Source organism: Escherichia albertii, from assembly GCF_028622335.1.
Taxonomy (GTDB): Bacteria; Pseudomonadota; Gammaproteobacteria; order Enterobacterales; family Enterobacteriaceae; genus Escherichia; species Escherichia albertii.
Map to the genome: position 1 here is coordinate 3,435,706 of NZ_CP117568.1, position 13,972 is coordinate 3,449,677.

19 protein-coding genes are annotated in these 13,972 nt (G+C 37.0%); 12 read left to right on the plus strand and 7 right to left on the minus strand.

The window, feature by feature from the left end; all coding sequences use genetic code 11:
• Genes escR through escU form a run of 4 tightly spaced genes read left to right on the plus strand, consistent with a single transcriptional unit; the run spans nucleotide 1 to nucleotide 2,729 of the window.
• A complete protein-coding gene (escR, locus tag PS053_RS16640) occupies nucleotides 1–654 on the plus strand; it encodes a type III secretion system LEE export apparatus protein EscR (RefSeq protein ID WP_001299990.1) in 654 nt (217 codons plus the stop codon).
• Complete coding sequence (escS, locus tag PS053_RS16645) at nucleotides 654–923, plus strand: type III secretion system LEE export apparatus protein EscS (protein ID WP_000447503.1); 270 nt, start codon at nucleotides 654–656, stop codon at nucleotides 921–923. The genes escR and escS overlap by 1 nt, the downstream gene beginning before the upstream one ends.
• Complete coding sequence (escT, locus tag PS053_RS16650) at nucleotides 923–1,699, plus strand: type III secretion system LEE export apparatus protein EscT (protein WP_001002808.1); 777 nt, start codon at nucleotides 923–925, stop codon at nucleotides 1,697–1,699. Before escS ends, escT begins: the two co-directional genes overlap by 1 nt.
• Entirely contained in the window at nucleotides 1,692–2,729 is a 1,038-nt protein-coding gene (gene escU / locus PS053_RS16655) for a type III secretion system LEE export apparatus switch protein EscU (RefSeq protein WP_273774257.1), read from the plus strand. Before escT ends, escU begins: the two co-directional genes overlap by 8 nt.
• On the opposite strand, the gene etgA is transcribed toward escU, so the two are convergent.
• Nucleotides 2,726–3,184, minus strand: coding sequence for a type III secretion system LEE muramidase EtgA (etgA, locus tag PS053_RS16660; RefSeq protein ID WP_033803165.1), 459 nt, complete (start codon nucleotides 3,182–3,184; stop codon nucleotides 2,726–2,728). The genes escU and etgA overlap by 4 nt on opposite strands.
• Before the next feature lie 196 nt (nucleotides 3,185–3,380).
• Here etgA and grlR point away from each other — a divergent pair, with 196 nt between their 5' ends.
• Nucleotides 3,381–3,737 (plus strand): type III secretion system LEE GrlA-binding negative regulator GrlR, encoded by a 357-nt coding sequence (grlR, locus tag PS053_RS16665; RefSeq protein ID WP_000605357.1) that lies wholly within the window; start codon nucleotides 3,381–3,383, stop codon nucleotides 3,735–3,737.
• A gap of 75 nt (nucleotides 3,738–3,812) precedes the next feature.
• Nucleotides 3,813–4,226, plus strand: a complete 414-nt coding sequence (grlA, locus tag PS053_RS16670; RefSeq protein WP_256878760.1) for a type III secretion system LEE transcriptional regulator GrlA — start codon at nucleotides 3,813–3,815, stop codon at nucleotides 4,224–4,226.
• Between the two features lie 385 nt (nucleotides 4,227–4,611).
• Here grlA and cesD read toward each other — a convergent pair whose 3' ends face one another.
• The 6 genes from cesD to PS053_RS16700 form a co-directional block, all read right to left on the minus strand.
• Nucleotides 4,612–5,067, minus strand: a complete 456-nt coding sequence (gene cesD / locus PS053_RS16675; RefSeq protein ID WP_000087469.1) for a SycD/LcrH family type III secretion system chaperone CesD — start codon at nucleotides 5,065–5,067, stop codon at nucleotides 4,612–4,614.
• A gap of 13 nt (nucleotides 5,068–5,080) precedes the next feature.
• Nucleotides 5,081–6,619, minus strand: coding sequence for a type III secretion system LEE outer membrane ring protein EscC (gene escC, locus PS053_RS16680; protein WP_000723928.1), 1,539 nt, complete (start codon nucleotides 6,617–6,619; stop codon nucleotides 5,081–5,083).
• A complete protein-coding gene (sepD, locus tag PS053_RS16685) occupies nucleotides 6,619–7,074 on the minus strand; it encodes a type III secretion system LEE switch protein SepD (protein ID WP_054411713.1) in 456 nt (151 codons plus the stop codon). Before sepD ends, escC begins: the two co-directional genes overlap by 1 nt.
• Before the next feature lie 5 nt (nucleotides 7,075–7,079).
• Entirely contained in the window at nucleotides 7,080–7,652 is a 573-nt protein-coding gene (gene escJ / locus PS053_RS16690) for a type III secretion system LEE inner membrane ring protein EscJ (protein ID WP_256878759.1), read from the minus strand.
• 2 nt (nucleotides 7,653–7,654) lie between these two features.
• Entirely contained in the window at nucleotides 7,655–8,032 is a 378-nt protein-coding gene (gene sctI, locus PS053_RS16695) for a type III secretion system inner rod subunit SctI (RefSeq protein WP_001059792.1), read from the minus strand.
• An 83-nt stretch (nucleotides 8,033–8,115) separates the two neighbouring features.
• Nucleotides 8,116–8,415, minus strand: a complete 300-nt coding sequence (locus tag PS053_RS16700; protein WP_256878783.1) for a SepZ/EspZ family type III secretion system protein — start codon at nucleotides 8,413–8,415, stop codon at nucleotides 8,116–8,118.
• A gap of 183 nt (nucleotides 8,416–8,598) precedes the next feature.
• On the opposite strand from PS053_RS16700, the gene cesL reads away from it, so the two are divergent.
• Genes cesL through PS053_RS16730 form a run of 6 tightly spaced genes read left to right on the plus strand, consistent with a single transcriptional unit; the run spans nucleotide 8,599 to nucleotide 13,969 of the window.
• On the plus strand, nucleotides 8,599–8,952 hold the full coding sequence (gene cesL / locus PS053_RS16705; RefSeq protein WP_001050414.1) for a type III secretion system LEE chaperone CesL: 354 nt from the start codon (nucleotides 8,599–8,601) through the stop codon (nucleotides 8,950–8,952).
• Nucleotides 8,949–10,976, plus strand: a complete 2,028-nt coding sequence (gene escV, locus PS053_RS16710; RefSeq protein WP_033803153.1) for a type III secretion system LEE export apparatus protein EscV — start codon at nucleotides 8,949–8,951, stop codon at nucleotides 10,974–10,976. Before cesL ends, escV begins: the two co-directional genes overlap by 4 nt.
• A complete protein-coding gene (gene escN, locus PS053_RS16715) occupies nucleotides 10,960–12,300 on the plus strand; it encodes a type III secretion system LEE ATPase EscN (protein ID WP_256878758.1) in 1,341 nt (446 codons plus the stop codon). The genes escV and escN overlap by 17 nt, the downstream gene beginning before the upstream one ends.
• Before the next feature lie 59 nt (nucleotides 12,301–12,359).
• Nucleotides 12,360–12,680, plus strand: a complete 321-nt coding sequence (locus PS053_RS16720) for a hypothetical protein (protein ID WP_001062953.1) — start codon at nucleotides 12,360–12,362, stop codon at nucleotides 12,678–12,680.
• On the plus strand, nucleotides 12,673–13,089 hold the full coding sequence (locus PS053_RS16725; RefSeq protein WP_048816286.1) for a DUF1106 domain-containing protein: 417 nt from the start codon (nucleotides 12,673–12,675) through the stop codon (nucleotides 13,087–13,089). The genes PS053_RS16720 and PS053_RS16725 overlap by 8 nt, the downstream gene beginning before the upstream one ends.
• Nucleotides 13,052–13,969, plus strand: a complete 918-nt coding sequence (locus tag PS053_RS16730; RefSeq protein ID WP_001050796.1) for a type III secretion system protein SepQ — start codon at nucleotides 13,052–13,054, stop codon at nucleotides 13,967–13,969. Before PS053_RS16725 ends, PS053_RS16730 begins: the two co-directional genes overlap by 38 nt.
• Nucleotides 13,970–13,972: the final 3 nt, after the last annotated feature.

Genomic DNA, 13,972 nt, shown 5'->3' on the forward strand with positions numbered 1-13,972 from the left:
ATGTCTCAATTAATGACCATTGGCTCACAGCCAATATTTTTAATTATTGTATTTTTTCTTTTATCATTACTGCCTATATTTGTTGTTATTGGTACTTCATTCCTGAAAATTTCGATTGTATTGGGGATTCTGAAGAACGCATTAGGTATTCAACAGGTACCACCAAATATGGCGCTAACATCAGTATCTTTGATACTGACAATGTTTATTATGTCTCCGATAATATTACAGATAAATGATAATATTTCTCAGGAACCAATCAATTACACCGACTCTGATTTTTTTCAAAAAGTTGATGAAAAAATATTATCACCATACCGCGGTTTTTTAGAAAAAAATACAGAGAAAGAAAATGTTGAGTTTTTTGAACGTGCAGCTCAAAAAAAATTGGGTAATGAAACTATCTTAAAAAAAGACTCTCTATTTATACTGTTACCAGCTTTCACGATGGGGCAGCTTGAAGCTGCATTCAAGATAGGTTTTTTGCTCTATTTACCTTTTATTGCGATAGATTTGATCATTTCCAATATCTTATTGGCCTTGGGTATGATGATGGTATCGCCAGTAACAATTTCGATTCCTTTTAAGATCTTGTTATTCATTCTTGTTGGAGGCTGGCAAAAATTATTCGAATTTCTGTTGGTGGTGAATTGATGGAAACTGGATATTTTGTTCAATTATGTGTGCAAACGCTCTGGATAATATTTATCCTCTCACTGCCTACAGTCATAGCGGCCTCTGTTGTCGGCATTATTATTAGCCTGGTTCAGGCTATAACGCAGTTACAGGATCAAACATTGCCTTTTTTGCTAAAAATAATAGCAGTGTTTGCTACGCTTGCCCTGACTTATCACTGGATGGGAACAACAATCATCAACTTCTCGTCGATAATATTTGAAATGATTCCGAAGGTGAATGGCTAATGAATGAAATAATGACGGTCATAGTATCATCATTTTTTTGTATACTCAGGCCGCTGGGGATGTTTATTATTCTACCAATATTTTCAACAGGTGTTTTGCTCAGTAACTTTATACGCAACTCAATTATGATTGCGTTTACACTTCCAATTATAGTAGAGAACTATACATTTTCGGAAAAATTACCATCCGGAATTTTTCAGTTGACAGGCATAGTGCTAAAAGAAATAAGTATAGGCTTTTTCATTGGGTTATCATTTACTATTCTTTTTTGGGCAATAGATGCGGCTGGGCAGATTATTGATACTTTAAGAGGTTCAACAATATCTTCAATTTTTAACCCGTCTATAAGTGATTCATCTTCTATCACTGGTGTTATTTTATACCAATTTATCACTGTGATCTTTGTTATTCATGGTGGGATACAAAGCGTTCTAGATAAGTTGTATTTATCCTACGAGATATTACCATTACAAGCCGATATTGCATTCAATCGTGCTTTAGTAGATTTTTTATTTTCGCTATGGGATTCATTTATTAAACTGATGTTATCATTTTCAATTCCCATGATTATCGGTATCTTCTTATGTGATATGGGGTTTGGGTTTCTCAATAAAACAGCGCCTCAGCTAAACGTATTCACATTATCACTGCCGGTAAAAAGTTTGATAGCAATCTTTATATTGTTATTAGTTATTCATGTTTTCCCTGATTTTATTACGGCAAATATTCATTCTGACATAATTGACAGATCGTTACCGAGCATGATTAATGAGTGAAAAAACAGAAAAGCCCACACCTAAAAAACTAAGGGATCTAAAAAAGAAGGGCGATGTAACAAAAAGTGAAGAGGTAATGGCTGCAGTGCAGTCATTAATCTTATTTTCATTTTTTTCTTTATATGGTGCGAGTTTTTTTGTTGAGGTTGTTGGTTTAGTTAATACGACTATAGACTCGCTAAATAGACCGTTTTTGTATGCCATTCGTGAAATATTAGGTGCGGTATTAAACATATTTTTATTGTATATTTTGCCAATTTCTTTGATTATCTTTGTTGGAACTGTTACGACTGGTGTATCACAAACAGGATTCATCTTTGCGGTTGAAAAAATAAAACCATCGGCTCAGAAGATTAGTGTAAAAAATAACCTGAAAAATATTTTTTCTGTAAAGAGTATTTTTGAGCTGCTTAAGTCAGTATTTAAGTTAGTGATAATTACTCTCATTTTTTACTTTATGGGGCATTCATATGCAAATGAGTTTGCTAATTTCACAAGACTGAACGCATATCAAACTCTTGTCGTTGTTGCCTTTTTTGTTTTTCTTTTATGGAAAGGCGTGTTATTCGGATATCTACTCTTTTCAGTATTTGATTTCTGGTTCCAGAAGCATGAGGGACTGAAGAAAATGAAAATGAGTAAAGATGAGGTGAAACGAGAAGCCAAGGATACTGATGGTAACCCTGAAATTAAAGGGGAGCGCCGTCGCCTTCATTCTGAGATACAAAGTGGAAGTCTGGCTAATAACATCAAAAAATCAACCGTGATCGTCAAAAACCCGACTCACATTGCGATTTGCCTATACTATAAACTCGGGGAGACTCCATTGCCTTTAGTTATTGAAACAGGAAAAGATGCCAAAGCTCTACAGATCATTAAACTGGCTGAACTCTATGATATTCCAGTGATTGAAGATATTCCTTTGGCAAGAAGTCTTTATAAGAACATACATAAAGGACAATACATAACAGAAGACTTTTTTGAACCTGTAGCACAATTGATTCGTATTGCAATAGATCTTGATTATTAATCGATAATTTGTTCATTGTTTTTTAATTTAGTGTATGTTTTATATATTTTCATTGCATATTGTCTTCTGAGTTCTACTGCATTTGGTGTGTTAAAGTAGCCTGCATTATACGCACCAACTGCATCCCATGTATTCCCCCTGGATTTTATGTTAGAGGCTAAGATATAACCAGCAACAGATATGTTTATACAGGCATCATTCAATAAATCATCTTCAGATATATTAAATTTGCTTAATAAATCTAAATGAGATGAATTTATTTGCATTATACCTATATCATACGTTCCGTTTTTGTTCATTTTACTTTTTATTCCGTTTTTGTTTTTTGATTCGTTCCATGCAATTGCTTTTAATATTAATGGGTCTATATTATATGCTTTTCCAGTAATTTCAAAACAATCAGAAGCATAACAAGAATTTGAAATGAGAATGATACTCAATATAATTTTTTTCATTTTCATGTTGATATTCAATATGATTCATCAGAAATTAAATATGTCAACCACGGAAAACAACAGGTTGGAATATGAGTATATTTAATGATATATTACATTGCAATCTGGAGAAAAAGAAAGGTCTCCGTTATTCTTGATATCGCTTATGGATAGAACAAATTGAAAGGAGTGAGGTTAGTATGAAACTGAGTGAGTTATGATTATGAAGGATGGCATCTATAGCATTATCTTTATTAGCAATGAAGATTCCTGTGGGGAAGGTATACTGATTAAAAATGGAAATTTGATCACTGGCGGAGATATTGCTTCTGTGTATCAGGGGGTCCTGTCTGAAGAGGAGGACATCATACTTCATGTCCATCGCTATAATCATGAAATTCCCTCGGTGCTAAACATTGAACAAGATTATCAATTAGTTATCCCTAAAAAAGTACTGAGTAATGATAGTAATGTCACATTACATTGCCATGTAAGAGGAAATGAAAAATTGTTTGTTGATGTTTATGCCAGATTTATAGAACCATTAATTATTAAAAACACAGAAATGTCATAAGTTTTATTTAAAATAATTTTTGTTTATGAATGTTTTTTATGCCGATTTATTTATCAAATAAAAAGAACATGGAAAATGGAATCTAAAAATAAAAATGGCGACTATGTAATTCCTGACTCAGTAAAGAATTACGATGGTGAGCCTCTGTATATCTTGGTTTCTCTTTGGTGTAAATTGCAGGAGAAATGGATTTCTCGCAATGATATTGCCGAAGCATTCGGTATAAACCTGAGGAGAGCATCATTTATTATAACTTATATATCGAGAAGAAAAGAAAAAATTTCATTTCGTGTCAGATATGTTAGTTATGGTAACTTGCATTATAAGCGCCTTGAGATTTTCATTTATGATGTTAACCTCGAGGCTGTTCCGATAGAAAGTCCGGTATCAACCGGACCAAAAAGAAAAACCTACCGAGTCGGTAATGGTATTGTGGGGCAGTCTAATATCTGGAACGAAATGATCATGAGGCGGAAAAAGAAGAATTAAACGTATTTTTTTGAGTATATTTTATAGAAGAATAAAAATAAAGCTCTATTCAAGGGCTTTGTTTTCCAGGATAAGCCTTTTTCTCTGCCAAAGTTTGAAAGTCATTTCCTGACAAATACACTCTGGGCTATAGATGATTGAAACAGTCAGATTTCTGATGCTAAGTTAAGATATATACTGCTTATTCTATAAGCGGAAATGACATTGAGTACAGCAGAAGATGGTTCAGGCGCATAAAATCCTGGTTAATGGAGTAACCCACACCTGTAGATAAATCTGCCAGCGGTCGGTGCTCAACGTTGGGCGCACTTCACCAAAGCAGCTTTATTATTTCCGATAGAAAATCCCCAGACAGCCTGGGGATTGGTATGGCAGATGGTAGTTTTTAATCTGTATTACCTAACAATTTTTTAATATTTTCTTTATATGTAGCGTATTTTTCTTGTTCATTACACCACATTAAACAAGCCTTAAAGGCTTTTTTGGCCATTTTCCGATTTCCGACCAATAAGTAGCTAATCCCAGAATAATAAGATGCCCTGGGATCTTGCATAACTAAAGTTGCACAGCGAGCGAAACACAGTTGTGCATCTTCATGATTTGATAAACGCTGATGACACAACCCCAGAGATAGGGTGTAGTCATAATTCCAGTGCTCCAGATATGTTAGCAGATGAAATAGATTTCTTGCGGTTATAACATCACCAGATTGGTATGCTGTATAGGCATAAGAATGAAGATCATTGAGATCTTGTTGCGTCAAATTTGTCAGTGATGCTAACGTACCACCATCCTGGTAGAAATCATAGATATCCTGTAGAGAGCTAAATTTCCTGCTCATAAAGCCTCATTTATTATTCGCTAGATGCTGATTTTATCGGGGTCGCTTTAATCAAAAAGAGTCGAACAACGCTGTGTTTTTGTTTTGTCGTACTGGAGAATAAGTTACCAATAACAGGAATATCACTTAACAACGGTATACCATCTTTACTTGAACTCTCTTTATCCTGGATAAATCCGCCAAGCAGCAGACTTTCTCCAGCGCTTAATGTCGCTTCTGTTGTCATTTCTGAATTTTGTACTTCAGGTAAGATGCTGCTGGCATCCTGAGCATTACTTTGGTTAGTCGATTGATTGCCATCCTGAATATCAAGTAACAAACGAACTCGTTCCCGACGTTTTCCGGTAAGACTATTCGAGTTGTCATCAAGTATACGTGGTGTCACTCTCAGCAATGTTCCGCTGGTAATACTTTCCAGAGACGCCACCTTTTCTCCGGAAACTTTTGTATAAAACGTTACGTTTTTATCAAGAATCGCCTGCATATTATTTAAGGTTATAATTGATGGCTGAGAGAGTATTTTTGCTTTCGAGTTCTGTTGTAACGCATTCACTCTGATCATGAAATTATTGGCGTTGCTTATCACAGAAGAACTGAGATTAGCTTGCGCCGTTGAGCTGTTAAAGGCAATAGAACCTTGCCCTGCATTTAATGTACCGGACCAGTTTACTCCCAGTTGCTGAAGATCATTTGCATCAACATCAATAATTGAAACAGAAATCTCAATTTGTCTTTGCTCAATATCAAGCTCAGAAATTAATTGCCGATATATGTCCATAGTTATTTCACGATCTTTTACAACAACTGCATTAAGACGTGGATCTGCGGAAATCTTTACACTGTTATCAAACAGGTTGCCGTTTCTTTCTACAGCGCCTTTGCCTGTGCTGGGAAGTGAGCCATTACTTGCCATCGTCTTCAGGATGGAGACGACGCCAGGCACGACAACATTTTGGTCGCGGTATTTATACGTTATATCTGTCGCTGATGCATAGTTTAATTTAAATACTCTAACGACATCTTTATTTTTTGCTTTAGACTGTGCTTCTTTATCAAGACTTTCAGATAAAGATGTAATGTATTTTATGCATTCAGGAACGCCACGAACTTCAATCGAGTTAAATGTTGTGATTTTTCTCACGTTACAGGAGTTTTTATTTACTGAGATTGTATCACGCAGATATTTTAACAGTGAGTCAATATCCAGATATGTTGGCGTAATTATGCTTCTTGATATTTCATTTGTTTTATAAATATACAAAATGTTCTCATCATAATACCATGTGAGATGATAGAGCCTGGACAGTTTTTCCAGTACCTTCATTGGTTTTTCATTTTTTATTTCACCAGAGAAATCATCATTCACAGAATTACTGATGAAAACAGGGATGCTATAATTAGCGGCAAAATCATTGAGGATTGCACGTACCGGAGAGCTTTTTGTAATAATAAAATACTCGTTCTTGCCTAATCTTTTTTCCAGAGAGGACGGGGCAGCCTGAGCACTGCAGCAAAATAGTGCTGTAAAAATAAAAAAACTTATTTTTTTCATTACACAATTCGTCCTATATCAGAAAACAAATGTGTTGGAGGCATCGTTGTATCTGATGTAGATGCTTGCTCTAACTTATCAAATTGCTTGTCAAGCAAAGAGGCGAGTGTGTGTTGCATTATTGCTTTTGACATGTTTGCGCGATGATTATTATCTTTATTAAACAGTTGGCAAAGATACCATTTTTTATTAGATTGAAAAATGCCCATTTGTTTATATTCTTTACTAACGGCCAGAATATTACAGAGTCTGATGAAGGTATCTGTTGGAACCTGGCGAAAATCGCCATTAAGCTCGATATACAGAACCCAGTAATTTCCAAAGTCGTGTAAGAAGGCATTTTTTTGATAGATATGAAAAGTAAGATGCTTTGGTGAACCTTTGACATCTTTTACAAAATCAAGAGCCGTTAGCCAGTCACTATCATTCTTAACTATGCTATTATTATTGTTCATACATATTACCCGTCCTGTCCTGAGGATGACTTGACAACGACACTAATATTTTCTAGTTTGAGATCGTCTACGCTATTCTTAACTAAGTTTTTTATCTGAATGACTGATGGTGCTAAGTTAACCTCTGGCGAGCTAATGACTAAAACAGCAGCCGAGGATGGTTGATTCTCGTTATTGTTAACATTTAATGAGACGCTGCAATCGATAACACCGGGGATTTTACTTAGTAACCTTTCTATATCTTGTTCTTTGAGATAGTTGATTTTTGCATTTTCTTGTGATGGCGATGCCACTAGCTGACTGGGCGGAAAAATAACTTCAATATCTGCAAATTTCTTTTTCGGGAAGCCATTGTTATTTAAAATGGTTATCGCACGGACAAAATCCTCTTTTTCCACACTTATTGTTACATTTCCACTTTTGTCCATTTCTTTAGATACATTGACATCATTGGATAACAACAATGCTTGCATCTGATTGGCTTCTTTTTCCGTTAATCCTGTATACAATTGCTCTTTACATGCAACTGTCAAACAAATAAAAGTAAATAAAAAGGCGTTTTTAATGTATTTTTTCATTTTTATTGCATTGAAACCAGTTTTGTAACCGATGTTGAAAGAAGACTTGCTAACTTGGATACGACATCAACATTGACGTTTGCGTTAAGCACATTCTTTTGTAATGTGAGCACATCTTCTGGCGAGAGCCCACCTGCAGATAGGGCATCGAAACTGAGATCGGTGTTCATTGTTGCAAGATGTCTCTTTTTAATTTCTTCAATTAAAACTTGCTCTGGAGAAGATACACCAGCTGTTTTAGGAAGCAATTGATCAAGAAACTGAGCCGCTCCAGCCGCAGAGGGCGTTGGTGCTAACGGGGCATGGTCATCAACGAAATTTGTTTGGGATACTTTATTAAAATGAATATTAATATTTTCTGATTGATTAATATTGTTCATATTTATGGTTAGTCTCTTTTCATGAGAGAGGTAATGGCATAATGCATCCATGACCTCTCTATTTTATTTATTCGATGCGATGATTAGGCATATTTCATCGCTAATCCGCTACCAAGCGCAGTAACACCACCGAATACGCCGGTGGCGATGCCTAAACCTAAGAACTCTTGTGAGCTTGTATCTGTAAATGCCATTGCAATGCCAGTACCTAAAGCAGCCAGGGCTGTAGTAGCGAGTGCGATTCCGCCTACAATTCTGATATTACGACTTGTCCCATTTTCTGGTGTCATTACTCCTGTATTTTCATCCACCGAAACATTTCCATTGATTGTGGCTGCCAGTGGTAATACTCCGCCAGAAGGACTTAAATTTGCTGCATCCATTAACTTTTCTCCATTGTCTAATTTAGACATTTGTCTGGTTATCAATAACCAAATTATCCCATGGGCAACTATTATATTATTTAAATAGTTGCAATGTACATAAAGTACATATACTGTATATATTATCCAATACGCTTTTTCAAGCAATAATATCCAAACATATACTTACTTCAGAGCCTGCATATGAATCTTTTAATTAAAAGAAATGTAGAAGAATTTTTAAGATTATTAGGTAATGATTTTTATTTGTTTGATAATCGCGTGGAAATTGATTTTAATGGTTTTTCTTTTTTTATTGAAATAATTGATAGTAATGTGTTTATTACGTTTGCCTTAGAGTATAACGAAAATGCGTTTTTTTCTTTTTTCAATGCCCTTGCCCCTGAACGGACGCAGGGAGTGATTGAACATATTTTTGTCTACGATAACAAATTGTGCTTAAGTTGTTTGTTAACCAATATTGATGTGTTTTCTCTAATGAATACTTTTCAGCAGCATGTGCAGATTATTGAACGAGTTCGCAGGATGACATCATGAATAAACTCTTAAATATATTTAAAAAAGCAGAGTCATATCACGATCTTATTCTGGCTCTCTTCTTCTTTATGGCTGTAATGATGATGATTATTCCATTGCCAACAGTTGTGGTGGATATCATTATCGCGATTAATATATCGACAGCGTTGCTTTTATTAATGCTCTCAATCTATATAAAAAATCCTCTTGAGCTAACTTCTTTTCCTACAATCCTGTTGATTACGACGTTGATGCGCCTGTCGCTCAGTGTTAGTACAACCAGACTTATTCTGCTGCATCACGATGCGGGTGACATTATTTACTCCTTCGGTAATTTTGTTGTTGGCGGTAATATTGTTGTTGGCCTGGTTATTTTTACCATTATCACCATTGTACAATTTATGGTTATTACAAAAGGGGCTGAGCGTGTTGCTGAAGTGAGTGCTCGTTTTTCCCTTGATGGTATGCCAGGAAAACAAATGAGTATTGATGGTGATATGCGCGCAGGCGTTATTGACCCGCTTGAGGCAAAAGTTCTTCGCTCCCGAGTGCAAAAGGAAAGCCAGTTTTATGGTTCAATGGACGGGGCGATGAAGTTTGTAAAAGGGGACGCTATTGCCGGTATCATCATTGTTTTAGTTAACCTGTTTGGTGGCGTGCTCATTGGAATGTGGCAATTTGACATGCCATTTAGTGAAGCACTTAGCCTGTTTTCTGTATTGTCTGTCGGTGATGCTTTGGTTGCCCAGATCCCTGCGCTTATTATTTCCGTCACTGCGGGGGTTGTTGTTACTCGTGTTCCCGGTGAAAGCGAAAAAGAAGAAAACCTTGCAGGTGATATTGTTCAACAGGTTTCTGTTAATAGTCGCCCTTTTTTAATCAGTGCCGCACTCATGATCGTAATGGCGATTATTCCTGGCTTTCCTACATTGGTCTTCTTGTTTCTGGCGGTTTGCCTGTTGGGTATCGCCTGGAAATTACAGAAGAAAAGAACATTTGGAACTGGCAATAATAAGGACGCTATGGGAGCTGATTTGTCTAATAGCCAAAATATCTCACCGGGTGCCGAGCCGTTGATTTTAAACTTAAGTAGTAATATTTATAGCTCAGATATTACACAGCAGATTGAGGTTATGCGTTGGAATTTCTTTGAGGAAAGTGGAATTCCATTGCCTAAGATTATTGTTAATCCAATTAAAAATAATGATAGCGCTATAGAATTTTTGCTCTATCAAGAGTCAATATACAAAGATACTCTTACAGATGATACTGTTTATTTTGAGGCTGGGCATGCAGAGATATCATTTGAATTTGTCCAGGAAAAGCTTTCTGCTAACTCTATCGTGTATAAAACGAATGAGGCTAACCAACAACTAGCTCACGTCTCAGGTATGGATGTTTATGCAAAAACAAATGATAAGATAACGTTTTTGCTAAAGAAACTTGTATTGTCTAATGCCAAAGAGTTCATCGGCGTACAAGAAACGCGTTATCTGATGGACATCATGGAGAGGAAATATAACGAACTTGTGAAAGAGCTTCAGCGTCAGCTTGGTCTGAGCAAGATTGTGGATATTCTTCAGCGTCTCGTAGAGGAAAATATCTCAATTAGAGATCTACGAACTATTTTTGAAACGCTTATTTTTTGGTCCACAAAAGAAAAAGATGTGGTTATCTTGTGCGAATACGTTCGTATCGCCCTCCGTCGGCATATTTTAGGTCGCTATAGCGTTCGCGGTACACTTCTGAATGTCTGGCTTATTGGCTCTGATATTGAAAATGAGCTACGAGAGTCGATCAGACAAACGTCATCAGGTTCGTATTTGAATATCTCACCGGAGCGAAGTGAGCAGATTATTGGCTTCTTAAAAAATATTGTGAATCCAACGGGGAATGGCGTCATTCTGACCGCTTTAGATATCAGGCGCTATGTGAAGAAAATGATTGAAGGTTCGTTCCCGTCAGTCCCCGTGCTCTCTTTTCAGGAAGTTGGGAATAATATCGAACTTAAAGTATTAGGAACGGTAAATGATTTCAGAGCATGATTCTGTATTGGAAAGATACCCACGTATCCAGAGAGTGCTCAATAGCACTGTGCCGACATTATCATTAAATTCGTCTACCAGATATGAAGGCAAGATTACCAATATCGGCGGGACGATTATCAAGGCGCGTTTACCAAAAGCGCGTATTGGCGCCTTTTACAAGATAGAACCCAGTCAACGTTTAGCTGAGGTGATCGCTATTGATGAAGATGAGGTTTTCCTGCTGCCTTTTGAGCATATTTCCGGCATGTATTGTGGCCAGTGGCTAAGTTATCAGGGGGATGAGTTCAAGATTCGTGTTGGAGACGAACTCCTTGGGCGACTGGTTGATGGCATAGGCAGACCAATGGGGAGTAATATTACTGCACCTTATCTTCCGTTTGAACGCAGTTTGTATGCTGAACCCCCCGATCCTTTATTAAGGCAGGTTATTGATCAGCCATTTACGCTTGGCGTCAGGGCAATAGATGGTTTACTTACTTGCGGTATTGGGCAACGCATCGGTATTTTCGCGGGGTCCGGCGTTGGTAAAAGTACGCTTTTGGGAATGATTTGTAATGGCGCATCCGCGGATATTATTGTCCTTGCCCTTATCGGCGAGCGTGGTCGCGAAGTAAATGAATTCCTCGCGCTTTTACCTCAATCCACGCTTTCTAAATGTGTACTGGTCGTCACAACGTCAGACCGTCCCGCGCTGGAAAGAATGAAGGCCGCATTTACGGCGACAACCATTGCAGAGTTCTTCCGGGATCAGGGCAAAAATGTATTATTAATGATGGATTCCGTAACTCGTTATGCCCGAGCCGCGCGTGATGTTGGGCTTGCATCGGGAGAGCCTGATGTAAGGGGGGGATTCCCTCCGAGTGTTTTTTCCTCGTTACCCAAATTATTAGAGCGTGCGGGGCCTGCGCCAAAAGGCTCAATAACCGCGATTTATACGGTGTTGTTAGAAAGCGATAATGTTAATGATCCCATTGGTGATGAAGTCCGCTCTATTCTTGATGGGCACATTGTGCTTACCCGAGAACTTGCAGAGGAAAATCATTTTCCTGCAATTAATATTGGTTTAAGCGCCAGTCGTGTTATGCATAATGTTGTTACATCGGAGCATTTGCGTGCGGCGGCAGAATGCAAAAAGCTTATCGCAACCTATAAAAATATTGAGCTGCTTATTCGTATTGGTGAGTACACGATGGGGCAAGATCCTGAAGCGGATAAGGCAATAAAAAACAGGAAAGCAATTCAGAGCTTTATACAACAAAGCACCAAAGATATCAGTAGTTACGAAAAAACGATTGAAAGCCTATTCAAAGTGGTTGCCTGAATATGTTGGACAGAATTTTATCTATTCGTAAAAGCAGAGCGAATCGATTGAGAGAATCAATGGCTAAGATTAACTCTCAGATAAAAGAGGTGGATGGTAAACTCGATGACTGCGAGCAAGCCATTAAAGAGTCGATTGCCTCTAAGCAGGCGTATTGTGCATCGCTGGTGAATCTGGATAAAGTGTCGTTGTATAAATACCAGATTAAAAACAATGCATTTGATGAGCAAAAGCAGCGATTATATGAGAAAAAATCCTCACTTTCTAAAGAAAAGCGTTCATTGCTCGATTCACAAAAACGAACAAAAGAGGATCTACAACATGTTAATAAATCAATAGAGAAGTTATCTTTTGCCATAAAGGAACATTACTTTGACTAGCATTTCTCTAAAAAGAAATTTGATAGAGCCTGTTTCTTTTCAGCCGTCAGATGATTGGCCGCAGGGAGAAGAAAGTTTTAATGATATTTTTAATCGCATAAAAAAAAGAACACCTGACACTTCGTTCATACGAATGGCTTCTTTATGGAAACGATTGTTCTACGCTCCTGGACAGAGGCGACGCTACTTTGAACAAGGAGAGCGTTCATTTAGTATTATTTGTGGAAAGTTACGCGGAATTGTTTTAACAATAAAATGTAGTAATGGAACCATTTATCTGTCTATTACACTGAACCCCAATAACAAAAATCATGTTTTTTTATACCATAAAAAGAATTATATTTGTGATAAGTTAAAAGAAATCTTTCCTGATGAACCTATTGAATTCTCAATTGAATATGAAAATTAATGATTTTTACTTGCCATTGTTGTCAGTCATAGGAACCGGTCGCCTCTATATTACGCCTGAAGGGCATGCTTGCCATGCATATTTTCGCGAAGTCAGCGGTAATGGTATCCGCTTCACGTTAACATGCTCAGGCTATGAGGGGCGTTTTTGGATATCAGAAGAACAGTTCATTCAGTGGTGCCAGGAGTTATTCCCGTATAGCGAAAGCCGGCTGATACCGGAAGATATGATAAAACTCATGATCTTATGGGTAATGCAGACTGCTTTACCAGAAGGTGATGTGTCTGTTGATGATGTTCAATTTACGATGCTAAATAAAGATGTTTATCCGGTAATAGAAAATAATAATGGAGAAAACAGACTTAATGTAATTATACTCGAAATAACGGTACAGAGTTTACAATATCTAATTAATGAAAATTGGCAATTTGTTCCACATTCTAATACCATTTTCTTTGATGGGTATATTGCTCCTGGGTGGACTGATTACCCGGTTACAGAGCTGACTGTTGGTGATAGTTTAAGGCTCTATCATGTTGATGACAGCAAAGAAAGAGAGTGTTGGCTTGTTATTAATAACCCTTTAGCAACCGTAAAACTTTGTGATAATAATTTATTTATTGCGGATGTCCAGGCTGCAGATTTGTTATGTACTATCAGCAATGAGGCTGTAATGGATCGCATTTATTGTGTGATTGGAACAATTCATGTTGATATACATATGTTGCGCAATGCCAAAAAAGATGACATTATCGATTCAACTGGATATCATCTTTTTGGTGGGTGCCGGTTAATACGCAATAATACGACTATAGCATACGGAAGCATTGTAAAAATCAACGAAGATTTTTATTTTACTGTTAGTTTAGTATGTGATTAATCA

What these genes read in the sequence shown, in the direction of transcription:
- escR (WP_001299990.1), top strand. Translation starts at nt 1, where the DNA reads ATGTCTCAATTAATGACCATTGGCTCACAGCCAATATTTTTAATTATT.
- escS (WP_000447503.1), top strand. Translation starts at nt 654, where the DNA reads ATGGAAACTGGATATTTTGTTCAATTATGTGTGCAAACGCTCTGGATA.
- escT (WP_001002808.1), top strand. Translation starts at nt 923, where the DNA reads ATGAATGAAATAATGACGGTCATAGTATCATCATTTTTTTGTATACTC.
- escU (WP_273774257.1), top strand. Translation starts at nt 1,692, where the DNA reads ATGAGTGAAAAAACAGAAAAGCCCACACCTAAAAAACTAAGGGATCTA.
- etgA (WP_033803165.1), bottom strand. Translation starts at nt 3,184, where the DNA reads ATGAAAAAAATTATATTGAGTATCATTCTCATTTCAAATTCTTGTTAT.
- grlR (WP_000605357.1), top strand. Translation starts at nt 3,381, where the DNA reads ATGATTATGAAGGATGGCATCTATAGCATTATCTTTATTAGCAATGAA.
- grlA (WP_256878760.1), top strand. Translation starts at nt 3,813, where the DNA reads ATGGAATCTAAAAATAAAAATGGCGACTATGTAATTCCTGACTCAGTA.
- cesD (WP_000087469.1), bottom strand. Translation starts at nt 5,067, where the DNA reads ATGAGCAGGAAATTTAGCTCTCTACAGGATATCTATGATTTCTACCAG.
- escC (WP_000723928.1), bottom strand. Translation starts at nt 6,619, where the DNA reads ATGAAAAAAATAAGTTTTTTTATTTTTACAGCACTATTTTGCTGCAGT.
- sepD (WP_054411713.1), bottom strand. Translation starts at nt 7,074, where the DNA reads ATGAACAATAATAATAGCATAGTTAAGAATGATAGTGACTGGCTAACG.
- escJ (WP_256878759.1), bottom strand. Translation starts at nt 7,652, where the DNA reads ATGAAAAAATACATTAAAAACGCCTTTTTATTTACTTTTATTTGTTTG.
- sctI (WP_001059792.1), bottom strand. Translation starts at nt 8,032, where the DNA reads ATGAACAATATTAATCAATCAGAAAATATTAATATTCATTTTAATAAA.
- PS053_RS16700 (WP_256878783.1), bottom strand. Translation starts at nt 8,415, where the DNA reads ATGGATGCAGCAAATTTAAGTCCTTCTGGCGGAGTATTACCACTGGCA.
- cesL (WP_001050414.1), top strand. Translation starts at nt 8,599, where the DNA reads ATGAATCTTTTAATTAAAAGAAATGTAGAAGAATTTTTAAGATTATTA.
- escV (WP_033803153.1), top strand. Translation starts at nt 8,949, where the DNA reads ATGAATAAACTCTTAAATATATTTAAAAAAGCAGAGTCATATCACGAT.
- escN (WP_256878758.1), top strand. Translation starts at nt 10,960, where the DNA reads ATGATTTCAGAGCATGATTCTGTATTGGAAAGATACCCACGTATCCAG.
- PS053_RS16720 (WP_001062953.1), top strand. Translation starts at nt 12,360, where the DNA reads ATGGCTAAGATTAACTCTCAGATAAAAGAGGTGGATGGTAAACTCGAT.
- PS053_RS16730 (WP_001050796.1), top strand. Translation starts at nt 13,052, where the DNA reads ATGAACCTATTGAATTCTCAATTGAATATGAAAATTAATGATTTTTAC.